The following is a 15,884-nucleotide window of genomic DNA, read 5'->3' as shown; positions in this document are numbered from 1 at the left end:
CGTCGACGAAGCCTGCCGACGGTCGCCGGCAAGTCATAAACTTTTGTCAGGATCCCCGTCTTCGCAATCGGCCGTTTCCATGTCCAAGCTGCACGCCTCGTCCACCCATCTCGTCCTGATTCCGAGCTACAACCCGGGTGCCAAGGTCGACACGACCGTGCGCAATGCCCGCGCGCAGTGGAATCCGGTGTGGGTCGTCGTCGACGGCAGCACCGACGGCAGCGCCGAACGGCTGCAGGCGATGGCCGAGCGCGACCCGGGGCTGCGCGTGATCGTGCTGCCGGAGAACCGCGGCAAGGGCGCCGCGGTGCTCGCCGGGCTCGACGCGGCGGCCGCGAGCGGCTTCACGCATGTGTTGACGATGGATTCCGACGGCCAGCATCCGGCCGACCTGATTCCCGCATTCATGGCCGCGTCGCAGGCCGCGCCCGACGCGATGGTGCTGGGCGTGCCGAAGTTCGACGCGAGCGCGCCGCAGTTGCGCGTGCAGGGGCGCCGGCTGTCGAACGCGTGGGCCGACCTCGAGACGCTGTGGGCCGGGATCGGCGATTCGCTGTACGGGTTCCGCGTGTATCCGGTCGCGCCGCTGGCCGCGATCATGCGCCGCCAGCCGTGGATGCGCGGCTTCGACTTCGATCCCGAGGCGGCCGTGCGGCTGTGCTGGGCTGGCGTGCGGCCGATCCGCATCGACGCGCCGGTGCGCTATTTCGGCCGCCACGAGGGCGGCGTCTCGCACTTCCACTACGGCCGCGACAACGCGCTGCTCGCGTGGATGCACCTGCGCCTGTTCACCGGCTTCGCGGTGCGGCTGCCGATGCTGGTCGCGCGGCGGCTGACGCGACGCCACGGCCAGACGGCCTGAGCCCGCCCGTTTCCCGTTCCGGTCGTCGCCCGGCTGCGGCGATTGCTCCGTTTTCCGTCGTCAATCCCGTGTCGACGCGCCGTTTCGTCCCTGTTCGTCGAGTAATCAACGTGTCATCGGATGTAAACATCTGGTAATTTTCTGCCGGATTATGCAAAATCGCCGCTCCCAAATACAACTATCGAGGGATTCCGGGATGCAACTCAAGAAAGCGGTGGCAGCGTGTGGCGTGGCGTTTCTGTTGAGCGCGTGCGGCGGGGTACAGAGCCTTGACGCGAACAGCCTGACGTCGGCGGGGACCAGCCTGTACAAGGCAGCGACGCTGTCGGACAGCGACATCGCCGCACTGTCGAACGACTCGTGCAAGGCGAGCGATGCCGAATCGAAGATCGCGCCGGCGAACAGCGCGTACGCGAAGCGCCTGACGAAGGTGATGAAGGGCTTCGGCGACATGACGCTGAACGGCCAGAAGATCAACTACAAGGTCTACATGACCAAGGACGTCAACGCGTGGGCGATGGGCAACGGCTGCGTGCGCGTGTACAGCGGCCTGATGGACCAGATGAACGACGACGAGCTGCGCGGCGTGATCGGCCATGAAATGGGCCACGTCGCCCTGGGTCACTCGAAGAAGGCGATGCAGACGGCCTACGCGGTCAGCGCGGCGCGCACCGCGGCCGGCGCGGCATCGCCGGGCGTGGCGGCACTGACGAGCTCGCAGCTCGGCGACATCACCGAGAAGTTCATCAACGCGCAATTCTCGCAGACGCAGGAAAGCGCGGCCGACGACTACTCGTTCGACCTGATGAAGCAGAAGGGCATGAACCAGAAGGGTCTCGTCACCGCATTCCAGAAGCTCGCGAAGCTCGACGGCGGCAAGAGCTCGATGATGGATTCGCACCCGTCGTCGGCGAGCCGTGCGCAGCACATCGAGGATCGCATCGCGAAGGGCAGCTGATCGCGCAACCGGTCGCCTGCTGCGGCGGGCGATCCAGCGGCGACATAAAAAAACCCCACGCTCTTCCGGGCGTGGGGTTTTGTTTTCTGGGGCGTGCTGCTTACGGCACCATCCCCGGCAGCACGTACGCCTGCGCGAGCGTGATCAATCCGACGATCACCGCGAACAGCAGGCTGTGCCGCACCGTGAAGCGGAACAGCTCCGACTCCTTGCCGACGAGGCCCGTCGCCGCGCAGGCGACCGCGATCGACTGCGGCGAGATCATCTTCGCGGTCACGCCGCCCGTCGTGTTCGCGGCCACCGCGAGCGTCTCGGGCACGCCGAGCTGATGGGCCGTGGCCTGCTGCAGCGAGCAGAACAGCGCGTTCGACGACGTGTCCGAGCCCGTCAGGAACACGCCGAGCCAGCCGAGGAACGGCGAGAAGAACGGGAACGCGGCGCCGGTCGCGGCCAGCATCAGCGCGAGCGTCGACGACATCCCCGAATAGTTCGCGACGAACGCGAACGCCAGCACGAGGCCGATCGACAGGATCGGGCGCGTCAGTTCCTTCAGCGTCTCGCCGAACGTGACGAGCGCGTCGCGCGGCTTCATCCGCAGCAGCGCCATCGAGATCAGCGCGGTCACGAGGATCGCGCTGCCCACCGCCGACACGAGATCGATCTTCAGCACCGCGTCGAGCGCCTTCGGCGTCGCGGCGATCGGCGCGGTCTTCACGACGAGCTGGTCGAGCCCCGCCACATGGAACTTCAGCACGGTCGACGCGAGTGCGCCGTGGGCGGCGAACAGCGCCTTGAACGGCGCGATGCTCCATACGGTGACGACGGCCGTCAGGATCAGGAACGGCGACCACGCGCGCACGGTTTGCGCGAGCGTGTACGGCGACGCCTGCCGGCTCGTGCCGGTGCCGAAGCCGCTGCGCGAGCCTGCGGCTGCGCCGCCGAAGCCCGCGAGCGCGGCGCCGCCGCCCGACGCGACGAGGCCGCCGGCCGTCTGCTGCGCGGTGCGCGGCTGCCACACCTTCAGGAACGCGGCGAGTGCGACGAGGCTGACGAGCGACGACGTGATGTCCGGCAGCTCGGGCCCGATGTGGTTCGACGTGAAGTACTGCGTCACCGCGAAGCTGCCGCCCGCGACGAGCGCGGCCGGCCAGGTCTGCCGCACGCCGCGCAGCCCGTCCATCATGAACACGAGCCAGAACGGCACCGCGAGCGACAGCAGCGGCAGCTGGCGGCCGGCCATCGCGCCGATATGGAACGGGTCGATGCCCGTCACCTGCCCGGCGACGATGATCGGAATGCCCATCGCGCCGAACGCGACCGGTGCCGTGTTTGCAATCAGGCACAGTCCTGCCGCGTGCAGCGGCTTGAAGCCGAGGCCGACGAGCAGCGCCGCCGTGATCGCGACGGGCGCGCCGAAGCCGGCCGCGCCTTCGAGGAACGCGCCGAACGAGAAGCCGATCAGCAGCATCTGCAGGCGCTGGTCGTCGGTGATCGACAGCACGGACGCGCGAATGATGTCGAACTGGCCGGTCTTCACGACGATCTTGTACAGGAACACGGCCGCGACGATGATCCACGCGATCGGCCAGATGCCGTACGCGAAGCCGAAGCCGGCCGCCGCGAGCGCCTGCGGCACGGGCATCCCGTACGCGAGGATCGCGACGCCGAGCGACAGCAGCAGCGTGATCGCCGCGGCGACGTGGCCCTTGAGCCGCAGCGCGGCCAGCGCGACGAAAAAGAAGATGATCGGGATTGCGGCGACGAACGCCGACAGCCCGAGGCTGCCGAGCGGCGTGTAGATCTGATGCCAGGCCTGCATGGATGTCTCCTCCATAGGTTTTTGTCGATACGGCTTGAGAAACGAAACGGCTATTCGGGTTGGCCGCGGGCGCGCAGCAGGTCGGACAGGCTGCGCGGCGCCGGTTCGAGCGGCGTGCGGTGTTGCGTCCAGCCCATCTGTTTTGCCGGCGTCAGCGCACGCAGCCGCGTCGCGGTCCAGCGGAACGCGCGGTATGCACGCGGATGCGCGAACGCCCCCGACCAGAAGCGCCACACGAGGTCTTCCGCGCGGTTGTAGTTCGCGCCCTGGCCGCGCAGCGGATGCGCGACGGGCTCGTTAGGCTTGCGGTTCGCTTCGGTGCGCAGCCGCACGAGCAGTTGCGGGATCGGGATCCGCACCGGGCACACCTCGCCGCAGGCGCCGCACAGCGTCGATGCGGTCGGCAGGTCGGCCGTCGCGTCGAGGCCGAGCAGGTGCGGCGAGATGATCTTGCCGATCGGGCCCGGGTAGGTCGTGCCGTAGGCGTGGCCGCCGATGCGCGTATAGACGGGGCAGTGGTTCATGCACGCGCCGCAGCGGATGCACTGCAGCGTCGCGCGCAGTTGCTCGTCCGCGTAGGCCTGCGTGCGGCCGTTGTCGAGCAGCACGAGATGCAGCTCGCGCGGGCCGTCGCGTTCGCCGTCGCGGCGCGGGCCCGAGATCAGGTTGAAGTAGGTCGTGATCGCCTGGCCGGTGGCCGAGCGCGTGAGCAGGCTCGACAGCGGCACGATGTGCTCGAGCTTCTCGACGACCTTCTCGATCCCCATGATCGCGACGTGCGTATCGGGCACCGTCGTCGACAGGCGGCCGTTGCCTTCGTTCTCGACGAGCCACAGCGTGCCCGTGTCGGCCGCCGCGAAATTCACGCCGGACAGGCCGATGTCCGCCTCGGCGAACGCGCGGCGCAGCGCGCGCCGGCCGGTCTGGATCAGCTCGTCGACGTCCTCGGTGTAGCGCGTGCCGGGGATGTGCGCCTCGAACAGCTCGGCGATGTCGCCGCGCGTCTTGTGGATCGCCGGCATCACGATATGCGACGGCTTCTCGCCCGCGAGCTGCACGATGAATTCGCCCATGTCGGATTCGATGCAGTCGACGCCGCGCTCCGCGAGGGCGTGGTTCAGCTCGATTTCCTCGCTCGCCATCGACTTGCCCTTGATCACGCGGCGCGCCTTCTTCGCCTGCGCGATGCCGAGCACGATCGCGTTCGCTTCGGCGGCCGTCTCCGCCCAGTGCACGTGCACGCCTGCTTCGGTGAGCTTCGTTTCCAGCCGTTCGAGCAGGGCGGGCAATTGCGCGAGCGCGTGCTGCCGCACGGCTTCGCCTAGGTCGCGCAACTGTTGCAGCTCCGCGTCGTCGGGGAACTGCGTCGCGCGCTTGCCTTGCAGGAAGTCCATCGCACCACGAAAGCTCTTGCGCAGTGCGGGATCGTCGAGCGCGGCGCGCGCGCGGGCCTTGAAGTCGCCGGGGGCGACGAAGTGCAGCGTCTGGTCGTTCATTGCGGGAGAGCCTCGCTGGCGGTGGCGGCCGTATCGGTGACGATCACGACCCACAGGCGGCGCGGGCCGTGTGCGCCATAGGCGAGCGTCTGCTGGATGTCGGAGGTTTTCGACGGGCCCGATACCAGCACGAGGTTGGTCGGCATGCCGGCGTGCCAGCGCTCCGTGTGCACGGCCGCGTGCAGGTCGGGGTGCAGCGTGTTCGCATGGACGAGCGCGACATGCAGCGGCGGCACCAGCGACACCGTGCGCGGCGTGCCGGCATCGGGTGCGAGCACGACGGTGCCGGTGGCGGCGATGCCCGAGCGCGCAACGGTGAAGCCCGCGTCGATCGTGTCGAACAGTTCGGTCTTCCATGCGTCGATCGGCCGGTCGAACGGCACCGGCACGACCGTGTCGGGCAGCGCGCGGGCGAGCGCCGCGGATTCGGCACGGGCCGGGTCGAGCAGCAGGCGGCGCACGCCGGCCTCGGCGAGCCGCGCGGCGAGCTGAGCGGGCCACTCGTCGCCGGTCGCGCACCAGACGTCCGCGTGCGACGCGGCGAGCGCGGCCTGCATCGTGAGGGCAAGTGTGTGCGGTTCGTGTGCCGTCTCGGTTTGCATGCGGCGCATGTCGTAATGCGTGTCGATGCGCGCGTCGAGCGCGGGGGCGGCCTCGGCGGCGACACCCGGGGCGGCGGCGCGCAGCCGCTGGAGGATGGCGTCGCGCGCGCTCATCGCTTGTCTCCGCGCAGCGATGCGGCGCCGGCCGTGCGCCGCCACAGGAAGCTGGCGAGGTGCTCGACCGGCAGCGGCGCGCCGGATTGGTCGGCCGCGTGGCCGATGTTCAGCAGGCAGCCGCAGTCGGCGGACACGAGCCGGTCGCAGCCCGTCGCGCAGGCCGATGCGACCTTGTCGCGCACCATCGCGCCGGAGATGTCGGGATGCTTCAGCGAGAACGTGCCGCCGAAGCCGCAGCACTCGGATTCGCGTTCGTGTTCGATGCGCGTCACGCCCGGCAACGCGTCGACGAGCGCGACGCCGTGCACGCGCGTGCCCATCTCGCGGCGGGCCGCGCACGACGTGTGCAGCACCACGCGCTCGTCGGCGCCGGCCGGCGCGGCGAGCGCATCGAGCCGCACGTCGAGCACGTGTACGAGGAATTCGGTGAGTTCGTAGGTGCGTTCCGCAATCGCACGCGCCTTGGGGCCGTGGACGGGATCGTCGGCGAACAGCGCCGGCCAATGGTGCCGGATCATGCCGCCGCACGAGCCGGACGGGACGATCACGGGCCACGGTTCGGCGAACAGGTCGAGCTGAGCGGCCGCGACGCGGCGTGCCTCGTCGGGATTGCCGCTGCTGTAGGCCGGCTGCCCGCAGCAGCTCTGGCCGCGCGGATAGTGGACGGTCAGGCCTTCGCGTTCCAGCAGGCGGACCGCGTCGAGCCCGGCTTCGGGGACGAACAGGTCGACCAGGCAGGTCGCGAACAGGTAGACGTGCGCGGCGGCGACGGGGTACTGCCTTTCGTTCATGTCTCGCTCCAGAGGCGACGGCCCGGCATGCGGATGCGGGACGACGATTTCGCTGCATAATTCCCGCGACGGCGCCGCAGCTCAAATTGGTTGGGCCAATCGGCGCGGAAGGCATTCCGCGGGGAGACGCGACGATGGCAGCGATGACGGCACGGGGCCGGACCGAAGTGGTGATGCGCAAGATCGAGACGGCGCTGCTCGACGGCACCTGGCCGGCCGGCGCGCGCCTGCCGGCCGAGCGCGTGCTCGCGCAGGAATACGGCGTCGCGCGCAATACGGTGCGCGAGGCGACCCAGCGGCTCGTTGCGCGCGGGCTGCTGCAGAGCCGGCGCGGCGCGGGCGTCTACGTGACGGACCAGTTGCGCGCCGGTATCGCGTCGCCGTGGGGTCAGCTGGTCGCCGATCACCCGGCGCTGCGCGACGACATCCTCGAATTCCGCCGCGTGCTCGAAGGCGCGACCGCCTATTTCGCCGCGCTGCGCGCCGATGCGAACGACCGGCGCCGGATCCGGGCGCTGCTGCGCGAGCTCGAAACCGCGCACGCGAACGGCGCCGCGGCCGTCGAAGCCGCGACCGACGCGAAGCTGCACGAGGCGATCGCGCTCGCGTCGCACAACACGATGTTCCTGCACCTGCATACCAGCGTGATCGGGATGCTGCGCGAGCACATCTCGATCAACGTGGCGGGCATGACGACGCACGACGAGCAGGCGTCCGAGCTGCTGTTGCTGCAGCACCGCGTCGTGTGCGACGCGATCTGCGCGCAACGGCCCGAGGAGGCGCGCACCGCGATGCAGACGCATATCGACTATGTGCGCAGCCATTTCGAGCGCAGCGGCGATGGAGCATGAAATTGGTTGGGCCGCTTTGGTGCGTGACCCGTCCGGCGGGCGACTCCGGAGCGGCGGGGCATCGGTGCCCGGCAGGCGGGCGGCCATCCGTGGGCTGAAGCTGCCGGCGGCGCCCCGCGCGATTGACCGGTTCATCGGGCGCCCACTAGAATCGGCCGGAACCGCGCGCCAGCCGCGCGCCGCGGCGCATGCGGGACTTTGGTTCCGCCAGTCGAGGAAGTTTCCGTGTTTACCTCTTTGATCCGGCGCGCACCGGCCGCGCTGTCGTGGCGCGCCGCCTGCCGCCAGGCCCGCGCGCTGGCCGTCGGTGTGCTGTTGTCGCTCGTCGCCGCCTGCGCGACGCATCCGCCCGCCACCACGCTCGAGCGCCCGGTCTCCCACGCGTTGCCGCCCGATACCGCGACGCCGCTGCGCGACGCGCTGGCCGCGCCCGAGGCCGCGCATCCGGGCCAGTCCGGTTTCCGGCTGCTGCCGGAAGGTGCCGAGGCGCTGCAGATGCGCATCGCGCTCGCGCGCGCCGCGACGAAGACGCTCGACATGCAGTACTACATCGCGACCGAGGACACGACCGGCAAGCTGCTGCTCGCCGCGGCGCTGTACGCGGCCGATCGCGGTGTGCGCGTGCGGATGCTGGTCGACGACCTGAATTTCCGCGACATCGATCGCATCATGGCCGCGCTGAACACGCACCCGAACATCGAGATCCGTGTGTTCAACCCGTTCGGCGCGTCGCAGCAGGGCATGGTCGAGCGCACGGCCAATTTCTTCACGCGCATCGACAGCTTCACGCGCCGGATGCACAACAAGGCGATGATCGCGGACAACCAGATCGCGATCGTCGGCGGCCGCAATCTCGGCGACGAATACTTCAACGCGAGCCCGACGCTGCAGTTCCGCGATCTCGACGTGCTGGCCGCCGGCCCCGTGACGAACGACGTCTCGGCGAGCTTCGACGCGTACTGGTCGAGCGCGAGCAGCTATCCGCTGCGCGTGCTGAATCACCAGTCGTTCGATCCGAAGGACCTCGACGCGACGCGCGACGAGCTGCGCGCCCACTGGCGCACGAACGCCGAGCCGTACAACGCGAAGCCGCTGAACGCGTCGCCGCTCGCGCAGCAGATCGCGCGCGACGAACTCGCGCTTGTCTGGGCACCGGCCGAGTTCAAGGTCGATGCGCCCGACAAGGTCGCGCAGCCGACCGACGCGTACGTGAGCCCGCCGATGCAGCGCCTGGTGGAACTCACGCGCGGCGCGCAGCAGGAATTTCTCGCGTTCTCGCCGTATTTCGTGCCGCACGACGCGGGCGTGAAGATCCTCGGCGACGCGACCGCGCGCGGCGTGCGCGTCGCGATCCTGACGAATTCGCTCGCCGCGACCGACGCGGTCGCCGTGCAAGCCGGCTATGGTCCGTATCGCGTGCCGTTGCTGCGGCACGGCGTCGAGCTGTACGAGTTCAAGGCGCAGCCGGGTCAGCCGCGCGCGCGCCTGTTCGGGTCGCGCTCGCGGGCGAGCCTGCATGCGAAGGCGTACGTGATCGACCGGACGATCCTCGTGATCGGCTCGATGAACCTCGATCCGCGTTCCGCGCACCTGAACACCGAACTGGCGCTCGTGATCCACAGCCCGGCGCTCGCGCAGCAGGTCGCGACGATCTTCGCGCGCGTGACCCGGCCGGATGAAAGCTACCGCGTGAGCCTCGTCACGCCGGCGGGCGGCGGGTCGCCCGAACTCGAATGGACGGGCATCGACAACGGCCAGCCGACCACCTATCACGTCGATCCGCACGCGGGGCTGCTGCGCAACGTGATGACCGGCATGTTCATGCTGCTGCCGGTGGACGACCAGCTTTAAGGGGACGGAAGCGCTCCGGCTAAACCCGCGTTTCCGGTGCTCGGGGAAGCGTGATATGGTTGTGTGCGCAACTAATGTGGCGTGCGCGACAGCGCCGCCGGGCGGCTGCGCCACGCGTGCCGCGCACACCCGCAACCGGAGTTCCCCCATGCAACGTGTCCCGAACCAGCCGTTCACGCGTCCCGCCCGTTTCTCCGAAGCCGAATGGCAGGCGCGCGTGCAGCTCGCGGCGGCTTACCGCATCTTCGACCATCTCGGCTGGACCGAGCTGATCTACAACCATATCTCGCTGCGCGTGCCGGGCGAGGATGGTCATTTCCTGATCAACCCGTTCGGGCTCCATTACCGCGAGGTTTGCGCGTCGAACCTCGTGAAGATCGACATCGACGGCAACGTGATCGGTCATTCCGACTGGCCGATCAACCCGGCCGGCTTCACGTTCCACAGCGCGATCCATGCGGCGCTGCCCGATGCGCACTGCGTGATGCACGTGCACACGACGCCGACGATGGCCGTGTGCTGTTCGCGCGACGGGCTGTCGTTCTCCAATTTCTATTCGGCGCAGCTGTACGGGAAGATCGCGTATCACGACTTCGAGGGCATCACCGTGCATCTCGAAGAGGGGCGGCGCATCGTCGAGAGCGCCGGCTGGCGGCCGGTGCTGCTGTTGCGCAACCATGGGCCCGTGACGATCGGCGCGACGCTCGCGCAGACCTTCTCGCTGATGTGGCTGCTCAATCGTGCATGTGAGGTGCAGGTCGCCACGCATGCGATCGGCGACGCGCTGCCGATCGCGCCGCCGGTGCTCGAAGGGTGTGTGCGCGATTCGCTGAATTTCGATCCGAAGCATGGCGCGGGGCAGGACGCGTTCGACGCGCTGCAGCGGATCGTCGATCGCATCGATCCGGGCTATCGCGCGTGACGTGAAGCGGTGCGCTCGCTTCGTCGTGCCTGATACGGGGTGAACCGGATCCGACGGCGGCGTGCGCAAAAAAAAACGCGGCCGGGCGGCCGCGTGAATACTCGCAGACTCCTTCGGACGAAGGAAACAAGCAACTGTGAGACGAAGTGTAGCGAAAGGCTACGCGCCGATTCAGTCACCTGGCTGCAAAGGTCCATTCCAGGTTGATGCAGACTGATGCGCCGTGCGTCGCGTGAGCGGGTCGGCCGGGCGCGGTGCGGCGATTCGCTGCATGGCCGTTCGGTGGACTCCCGGAGCGGCGGCGATCGACTACCATCCTATCTGGCGCCCCCGCTCGGGCGGCGTACAACGTCGTACAAGGAGAGTCCATGCTCAAGCTGCGTTTGCTCCAGGTCGCGTTACTCGCGGGCGTGCTCGCCGCCGGCAGCGCCGCCGCCGAAACGGTGCGCCTGTCCGCCAATCTCCAGCCGTCGAGTGAGGTGCCGCCCACGGCGACCAAGGGCTCGGGCGACGTCGAAGCCACCTACGACACGGCCACGCACATGCTGCAGTGGAAGGTCACTTACGAACACCTCACGGGGCCGGCCACCGCCGCGCACTTCCACGGGCCGGCGCCGGTCGGCCAGAACGCGGGCGTGCAGGTGCCGATTCCGAAGGAGGAGCTGGCGAGCCCGATCAAGGGCTCGAAGGAACTCACCGACGCGCAAGTCACCGACCTGATGGGCGGCAAATGGTATTTCAACGTCCATACGAAGGAGCACCCGGCCGGCGAGATCCGCGGCCAGGTGATGCCGGCGAACTGAGCGCCGGCGTTTAATGTAGAGGCACCTGTCGAGTGGTGCGGGAGCGATCGCACGTACCATCGTCACACTGTGATTACGGAGTGCGTCCGATGAGTTGGCAAAGCAAGTTCGCCTGCTGGCTGCTGCGCTGGCAGTTCCGTCCCGAGACCACGCGTGAGGTACTCGATCCCGCTCGCGCACGGCGCTTTACCGACTTGAGAATGTATGTGCCGCGCCGTGCGCCGTCGGGCTACCGGCTGCGCCAGTGTTACGGCGTGGCCGATGCGCCGCTGCGCGGCGAATGGCTCGAACGCACCGACTCGGTTGCAGGCCGCGGCCCCGGCCGCACGCTGCTGTACTTCCACGGCGGCGGCTATTACTTCTGTTCGACGAAGACCCACCGTCCGCTCGTGTTCGGCCTGACGAAGCGCGCGGGCGTGCGCTCGTTCTCGCTCGACTACCGGCTGGCGCCCGAGCACCGCTTCCCGGCCGCGCTCGACGATGCGCTGGCCGCGTACCGGCAACTGCTGGCGCTCGGCACGCCGCCCGAGTCGATCGTGCTCGGCGGCGATTCGGCGGGCGGCGGCCTCGCGCTTGCGACGCTCGTCGCGCTGCGCGACCGCGGCGAGCCGCTGCCGGCCGGCGCGATCCTGTTCTCGCCGTGGACCGACCTCGCCGCCACCGGCGCGACGCTGCGCACGAACGACGGCGCCGATCCGATGTTCGCGGGCGCGGCGCTGCCGAAGGCCGCGAAGCTGTACCTGGGCGACGAGCCGGGCACGAATCCGTACGCATCGCCGCTCTATGCGGATTTCGCGGGCCTGCCGCCGCTGTATATCCAGGTCGGCAGCACCGAGGTGCTGCTCGACGATTCACGCCGCGTCGCCGAGAAGGCGAAGGCGGCCGGGGTCGCGGTGGAGATCGAGGTGTGGCCCGACATGCCGCACGTGTGGCAGCTGTACGCGCCGATGGTGCCGGAAGCACGTGACGCGCTCGACCGCGCGGCCGCGTTCCTGCGCCGCGTCGCGGTCGAGCGTGCGGTTCAGCGTGCCGGCGAGGCGTCGATCGCCTGATAGGCGGCCTTGACGGCCACCGAGCCGTACTTGCGCTCGAGCCGGCGCACGGTGAAGTGGCCGTGCGCCATCTGCTGGAAGTGGTCGATGAACAGCGTATTGACGGTCGCGCCGAGCACGGCGCCGATCGCCGGAATCGACTTCGCGGCCATCTGCTCGGTCACCTGCACCGAAAAGCGCGACGCCACCGTCTGCACGAGCTTGAACACGGCCGCCGAGCTGTGCGCGGCGATGCCCTTCGTCGTAATGTCGGACGACGCCTTCGAGATCGCCTGCGCGAGCGCGCCGCGCAGCACGAAATAGCCGAGATCGGCGTCCTCTTCCTGCTTGTCCGGGTTGCCGCCCATGCCGAGCACGGCCAGGCATTGCAACTGCGTATCGACCGAGCTCAGGTCTTCGCCCTCGCTGCGCGCGATGTCGCACACCGAGCGGAAGATCAGCGTCGTCGTCACCGGCAGCTCGACCGGCAGCGCGAGAAAGCCGAACGCGCCGCCCGCCGCGCCGGTCGTCGCCACCGCGAGCTTGTGCAGCAGGTTGCTCGGCTTGTCGGGCTCGGCGTCGGGCCCGGGCGGCTTGCCGAGCGTGCGCAGTGCGATGTTCAGGCACTTGCGCAGCGCGAGCTGCGTCGCGTCGTTGATCTTGCCGGTCGCGAAATCCGGCAGCCGGGCGATCATTTTCTCGACCGGCGCGCCGAGCATGCCCGTCAGCTTCATCGTCAGCGACGGGCTTTCCAGCACCTGCTTCGCGCGCCACAGCGCGTCCCGATCCTCCTGGGACAGCGTGGTCGCGGGGGTGATTGAAATCGGTTCCATCTTTCTCCTTGGCGGTCTGGTTCGGTTTGACCGTCGCCAGCCTAGATTACTCCGGCATGCTAGAATTTTGAGATTGTTTGACTCGTCAAAAGTTGCGCCAACAAAAAATGGCCGTCCATACTGCCGCCCACCATTCGAGCGGGCAAGTCCTGCCGTTCCGTGAATCGCTGCTGGCGATGATCGGGATCTCATTCGTCACCATGCTGGTCGCGCTCGACCAGACCGTCGTCGGCACCGCGCTGCCGACCATCGTCGCCGAGCTTCGCGGTTTCGACCTGTACGCGTGGGTCGCGACCTCGTACCTGCTCAGTTCCGTGATCACGGTGCCGATCTTCGGCCGGCTCGGCGACTACTACGGCCGCAAGCCGTTCGTCATCGCGTCGATCGTCGTGTTCACCGGTGCGTCCGTGCTGTGCGGGATGGCGAACGACATGCTGATGCTCGTGCTCGCGCGCGGGCTGCAGGGGATCGGCGGCGGGATGTTGGTCGGCACCGCGTTCGCGTGCATTCCCGACCTGTTCCCCGATTCCGTCGTGCGGCTGCGCTGGCAGGTGCTGATGAGCTCCGCGTTCGGCATCGCGAACGCGGTCGGCCCGTCGCTCGGCGGCGTGCTGACCCAGTCGTTCGGCTGGCGTTCGGTGTTCTACGTGAACCTGCCGGTCGGCCTGCTGTCGCTGCTGTTCGTGTGGCGCTACCTGCCGCACCTGCGCCACGTCGAGCACGATCGCAAGATGCGGCTCGACTGGCCGGGCGCGCTGCTGATCGCGCTGTCGCTCGGCGCGCTGCAGCTGTTCGTCGAATGGCTGCCGAAGTACGGCGTTGCGAGCTGGGCGTCGCTGCTGCTCGTCGTCGCGGTCGCGGCCGGTTTCGGCCTGTGGCACTGGGAGAAGCGTTGCGCGCAGCCGATCTTGCCGTTCGACATGTTCGGCAACCGCGCGCTGTCGGCACTCTTCGTGCTGGCGATCCTCGCCGGTTTCTCGATGTTCTCGTTGCTGTTCTACGCGCCGCTGCTGTTCCAGGGCGGGTTCGGGATGTCGCCGAAGGAGGCGGGGCTCGTGATCACGCCGCTCGTCGTGTTCATCACGATCGGCAGCATCATGAACGGCCGGGTCGTCACGCGCATCCGCAACCCGAACGCGATGCTGCACGTCGGCTTCGTGCTGTTCGCAATCACCTGCGCGGGCATCGTCGTGTCGACCCACACGACGCCGAAGTGGCTGCTGATGGCGCTGATGGTCGCGGGCGGCATCGGGCTCGGCTTCGTGCTGCCGAACCTCACCGTCTTCGCGCAGCAGACGGCCGGCCGCGAGCATCTCGGTATCGCCACGGCGTTGCTGCAGTCGCTGCGGATGGTTGGCGGGATGGTCGGCACCGCGCTCACCGGCACGCTCGTCAACCAGATGTATTCGAGCGGCGTGCGCAATGCGCTGTCGGCCGACCATGCGATGCAATGGCATGCGCAGCTCGCCGATCCGCAGATCCTGATCGATCGTGCCGCGCAGGGCGGTCTCGTCGCGGAGCTGACGCGCGCCGGGCATAATGGCGCGCTGCTGCTGGAAGCGGCCCGCGAATCGCTCGTCGGCGCGATTCACCTGGGCGTCGCGATGGCGGCGGTCGTCGCCGTGGTGTCGGTGTGGCAGTGCCGCCGCGTGCCGCCGATCGCGCTGCGGCACAAGATCGAACCGCATGTCGCGGCCGACTGAACGATTGAACGAGTAGAACTGAGCGCATGGAAGAACAGGACCGCGTCGCGATCTTGCAGCAATTCGGACGCACGTATCGCGCATTCATGACCGCGTTCGAGGCGCACGTCGGGCAACCGATGCCGCGCTGGCGCATCATGGTCGCGTTGCACACGATGGGCGGGCATTCGTCGCAGAAGAAGCTCGTCGAAGTGCTGCGCGTCGATCCCGGCGCGCTCACGCGCCAGTTGAAGTCGCTCGACGCGCTCGGCTGGATCCAGCGCGAATCCGACGCACGCGACAATCGCGTGACCAACGTGACGCTGACGGACGACGGCCGCGCCGCGTTCGACGCGTGCCTGCCGCGCCGCAAGGCGTTTCTCGAACAGACGATGGCGCAATTGCCGGACGACGTGCTGACTGCGCTGTCGGGCGCGCTGGCGATGCTGGAGTCGCGGATCGCGGACGTCGGCTCGACGCCGGCCGCGCGCTGAAGCGCGGGCAGGGCGGGCAGGGCGGCGCGCATCCGCCGCCGGCCCGGCCCTTCATCTCATCTCAATTCACTTACGCTCAGAAGCGGGTTCAAAGCTCGATGCGCGTGCCCAGCAGCGCGAGGAACTGTGCGAGCCACGCCGGATGCGCGGGCCACGCGGGCGCAGTGACGAACGGCGCGTCGGTCACGGCCGCATCGACCGGGATGTCCGCGTATTCGCCGCCGGCGAGCTTCACCTCGGGCGCGCAGGCCGGGTAGGCCGAGATGCGCTTGCCGCGAATCACGTCGGCGGCCGCGAGCAGTTGCGCCGCGTGGCAGATCGCGGCGATCGGCTTGCCGGCTTCGGCGAACTCGCGCACGAGCGAGATCACCTTCGGATCGAGTCGCAGGTATTCGGGCGCGCGGCCGCCCGCGATCGCGAGCGCGTCGTAGCGCGATGCGTCGACGTCGTCGAACGCCGCGTTCAGCGTGAACTGGTGGCCGGGCTTCTCGGTGTAGGTCTGGTCGCCCTCGAAATCGTGGATCGCGGTCTTGATCTTGTCGCCCGCGCGCTTGCCCGGGCAGACTGCATCGACGTGGTGGCCGACGGCCTGCAGCGCCTGGAACGGCACCATCGTTTCGTAGTCTTCGGCGAAATCGCCGGTCAGGAACAGGATCTTCTTCGCGGCCATGGCTTTCTCCAGTGGAGCTGCGTTGAGGGCCCGCGCGACAGGCAAGTGCCACGCCCGCGTGGGGCCCCGAGGACGAAAGCGCAGTGTACTCCGGCCGCTTGA

Annotated in this window: 15 protein-coding genes; 9 read left to right on the top strand and 6 right to left on the bottom strand. The window is 68.7% G+C overall.

The window, feature by feature from the left end; genetic code table 11:
• Positions 1-79: 79 nt before the first annotated feature.
• Both CFB43_RS15275 and CFB43_RS15270 read left to right on the top strand, forming a co-directional pair.
• Positions 80-862 (top strand): glycosyltransferase family 2 protein, encoded by a 783-nt coding sequence (locus tag CFB43_RS15275; protein ID WP_089495638.1) that lies wholly within the window; start codon positions 80-82, stop codon positions 860-862.
• A gap of 196 nt (positions 863-1,058) precedes the next feature.
• Positions 1,059-1,820: a M48 family metallopeptidase gene (locus tag CFB43_RS15270; protein WP_089446404.1), complete on the top strand. Its 762-nt coding sequence runs from the start codon at positions 1,059-1,061 to the stop codon at positions 1,818-1,820.
• Positions 1,821-1,920: 100 nt separating this feature from the next.
• Here CFB43_RS15270 and CFB43_RS15265 read toward each other — a convergent pair whose 3' ends face one another.
• Genes CFB43_RS15265 through CFB43_RS15250 form a run of 4 tightly spaced genes read right to left on the bottom strand, consistent with a single transcriptional unit; the run spans position 1,921 to position 6,645 of the window.
• Entirely contained in the window at positions 1,921-3,639 is a 1,719-nt protein-coding gene (locus CFB43_RS15265) for a lactate permease LctP family transporter (protein ID WP_089495637.1), read from the bottom strand.
• Between the two features lie 50 nt (positions 3,640-3,689).
• Positions 3,690-5,135: a LutB/LldF family L-lactate oxidation iron-sulfur protein gene (locus CFB43_RS15260; protein ID WP_089495636.1), complete on the bottom strand. Its 1,446-nt coding sequence runs from the start codon at positions 5,133-5,135 to the stop codon at positions 3,690-3,692.
• The gene (locus tag CFB43_RS15255; protein ID WP_089495635.1) at positions 5,132-5,851 is read right to left on the bottom strand and encodes a LutC/YkgG family protein; all 720 of its coding nucleotides are present in this window, start codon (positions 5,849-5,851) and stop codon (positions 5,132-5,134) included. The genes CFB43_RS15260 and CFB43_RS15255 overlap by 4 nt, the downstream gene beginning before the upstream one ends.
• Positions 5,848-6,645, bottom strand: coding sequence for a (Fe-S)-binding protein (locus CFB43_RS15250; RefSeq protein ID WP_089495634.1), 798 nt, complete (start codon positions 6,643-6,645; stop codon positions 5,848-5,850). The genes CFB43_RS15255 and CFB43_RS15250 overlap by 4 nt, the downstream gene beginning before the upstream one ends.
• Positions 6,646-6,779: 134 nt before the next feature.
• Between CFB43_RS15250 and CFB43_RS15245 the strand changes: the two genes are divergently transcribed.
• The 5 genes from CFB43_RS15245 to CFB43_RS15225 all read left to right on the top strand — a co-directional run bounded on the left by CFB43_RS15245 (position 6,780) and on the right by CFB43_RS15225 (position 12,124).
• Positions 6,780-7,496: a FadR/GntR family transcriptional regulator gene (locus CFB43_RS15245; protein WP_069248848.1), complete on the top strand. Its 717-nt coding sequence runs from the start codon at positions 6,780-6,782 to the stop codon at positions 7,494-7,496.
• 225 nt (positions 7,497-7,721) lie between these two features.
• Positions 7,722-9,347 (top strand): phospholipase D family protein, encoded by a 1,626-nt coding sequence (locus CFB43_RS15240; protein WP_089495633.1) that lies wholly within the window; start codon positions 7,722-7,724, stop codon positions 9,345-9,347.
• Positions 9,348-9,495: 148 nt separating this feature from the next.
• Positions 9,496-10,269: a class II aldolase/adducin family protein gene (locus tag CFB43_RS15235; RefSeq protein ID WP_089495632.1), complete on the top strand. Its 774-nt coding sequence runs from the start codon at positions 9,496-9,498 to the stop codon at positions 10,267-10,269.
• A gap of 368 nt (positions 10,270-10,637) precedes the next feature.
• Entirely contained in the window at positions 10,638-11,072 is a 435-nt protein-coding gene (locus CFB43_RS15230; RefSeq protein ID WP_046544429.1) for a CHRD domain-containing protein, read from the top strand.
• A gap of 89 nt (positions 11,073-11,161) precedes the next feature.
• Positions 11,162-12,124, top strand: coding sequence for an alpha/beta hydrolase (locus CFB43_RS15225; RefSeq protein ID WP_089495631.1), 963 nt, complete (start codon positions 11,162-11,164; stop codon positions 12,122-12,124).
• Here CFB43_RS15225 and CFB43_RS15220 read toward each other — a convergent pair.
• Entirely contained in the window at positions 12,094-12,936 is an 843-nt protein-coding gene (locus CFB43_RS15220; RefSeq protein ID WP_089495630.1) for an EcsC family protein, read from the bottom strand. The genes CFB43_RS15225 and CFB43_RS15220 overlap by 31 nt on opposite strands.
• A 107-nt stretch (positions 12,937-13,043) precedes the next feature.
• On the opposite strand from CFB43_RS15220, the gene CFB43_RS15215 reads away from it, so the two are divergent.
• Positions 13,044-14,639 carry an MDR family MFS transporter gene (locus tag CFB43_RS15215; RefSeq protein ID WP_089495629.1) on the top strand — a complete coding sequence of 532 codons (1,596 nt, stop codon included), beginning with the start codon at positions 13,044-13,046 and terminating at the stop codon, positions 14,637-14,639.
• Between the two features lie 26 nt (positions 14,640-14,665).
• Complete coding sequence (locus CFB43_RS15210) at positions 14,666-15,112, top strand: MarR family winged helix-turn-helix transcriptional regulator (protein WP_089426316.1); 447 nt, start codon at positions 14,666-14,668, stop codon at positions 15,110-15,112.
• An 88-nt stretch (positions 15,113-15,200) separates the two neighbouring features.
• On the opposite strand, the gene CFB43_RS15205 is transcribed toward CFB43_RS15210, so the two are convergent.
• A complete protein-coding gene (locus tag CFB43_RS15205; protein ID WP_021161332.1) occupies positions 15,201-15,782 on the bottom strand; it encodes a DJ-1/PfpI family protein in 582 nt (193 codons plus the stop codon).
• Positions 15,783-15,884: the final 102 nt, after the last annotated feature.

Source organism: Burkholderia sp. AU15512, from assembly GCF_002223325.1.
In the GTDB taxonomy this organism is placed as follows: domain Bacteria; phylum Pseudomonadota; class Gammaproteobacteria; order Burkholderiales; family Burkholderiaceae; genus Burkholderia.
The sequence above is the reverse complement of the archived record's forward strand: the minus strand, read 5'-3'. Positions and strand labels throughout refer to the sequence as shown.

What these genes read in the sequence shown, in the direction of transcription:
- CFB43_RS15275 (WP_089495638.1), top strand. Translation starts at nt 80, where the DNA reads ATGTCCAAGCTGCACGCCTCGTCCACCCATCTCGTCCTGATTCCGAGC.
- CFB43_RS15270 (WP_089446404.1), top strand. Translation starts at nt 1,059, where the DNA reads ATGCAACTCAAGAAAGCGGTGGCAGCGTGTGGCGTGGCGTTTCTGTTG.
- CFB43_RS15265 (WP_089495637.1), bottom strand. Translation starts at nt 3,639, where the DNA reads ATGCAGGCCTGGCATCAGATCTACACGCCGCTCGGCAGCCTCGGGCTG.
- CFB43_RS15260 (WP_089495636.1), bottom strand. Translation starts at nt 5,135, where the DNA reads ATGAACGACCAGACGCTGCACTTCGTCGCCCCCGGCGACTTCAAGGCC.
- CFB43_RS15255 (WP_089495635.1), bottom strand. Translation starts at nt 5,851, where the DNA reads ATGAGCGCGCGCGACGCCATCCTCCAGCGGCTGCGCGCCGCCGCCCCG.
- CFB43_RS15250 (WP_089495634.1), bottom strand. Translation starts at nt 6,645, where the DNA reads ATGAACGAAAGGCAGTACCCCGTCGCCGCCGCGCACGTCTACCTGTTC.
- CFB43_RS15245 (WP_069248848.1), top strand. Translation starts at nt 6,780, where the DNA reads ATGGCAGCGATGACGGCACGGGGCCGGACCGAAGTGGTGATGCGCAAG.
- CFB43_RS15235 (WP_089495632.1), top strand. Translation starts at nt 9,496, where the DNA reads ATGCAACGTGTCCCGAACCAGCCGTTCACGCGTCCCGCCCGTTTCTCC.
- CFB43_RS15230 (WP_046544429.1), top strand. Translation starts at nt 10,638, where the DNA reads ATGCTCAAGCTGCGTTTGCTCCAGGTCGCGTTACTCGCGGGCGTGCTC.
- CFB43_RS15225 (WP_089495631.1), top strand. Translation starts at nt 11,162, where the DNA reads ATGAGTTGGCAAAGCAAGTTCGCCTGCTGGCTGCTGCGCTGGCAGTTC.
- CFB43_RS15220 (WP_089495630.1), bottom strand. Translation starts at nt 12,936, where the DNA reads ATGGAACCGATTTCAATCACCCCCGCGACCACGCTGTCCCAGGAGGAT.
- CFB43_RS15215 (WP_089495629.1), top strand. Translation starts at nt 13,044, where the DNA reads ATGGCCGTCCATACTGCCGCCCACCATTCGAGCGGGCAAGTCCTGCCG.
- CFB43_RS15210 (WP_089426316.1), top strand. Translation starts at nt 14,666, where the DNA reads ATGGAAGAACAGGACCGCGTCGCGATCTTGCAGCAATTCGGACGCACG.
- CFB43_RS15205 (WP_021161332.1), bottom strand. Translation starts at nt 15,782, where the DNA reads ATGGCCGCGAAGAAGATCCTGTTCCTGACCGGCGATTTCGCCGAAGAC.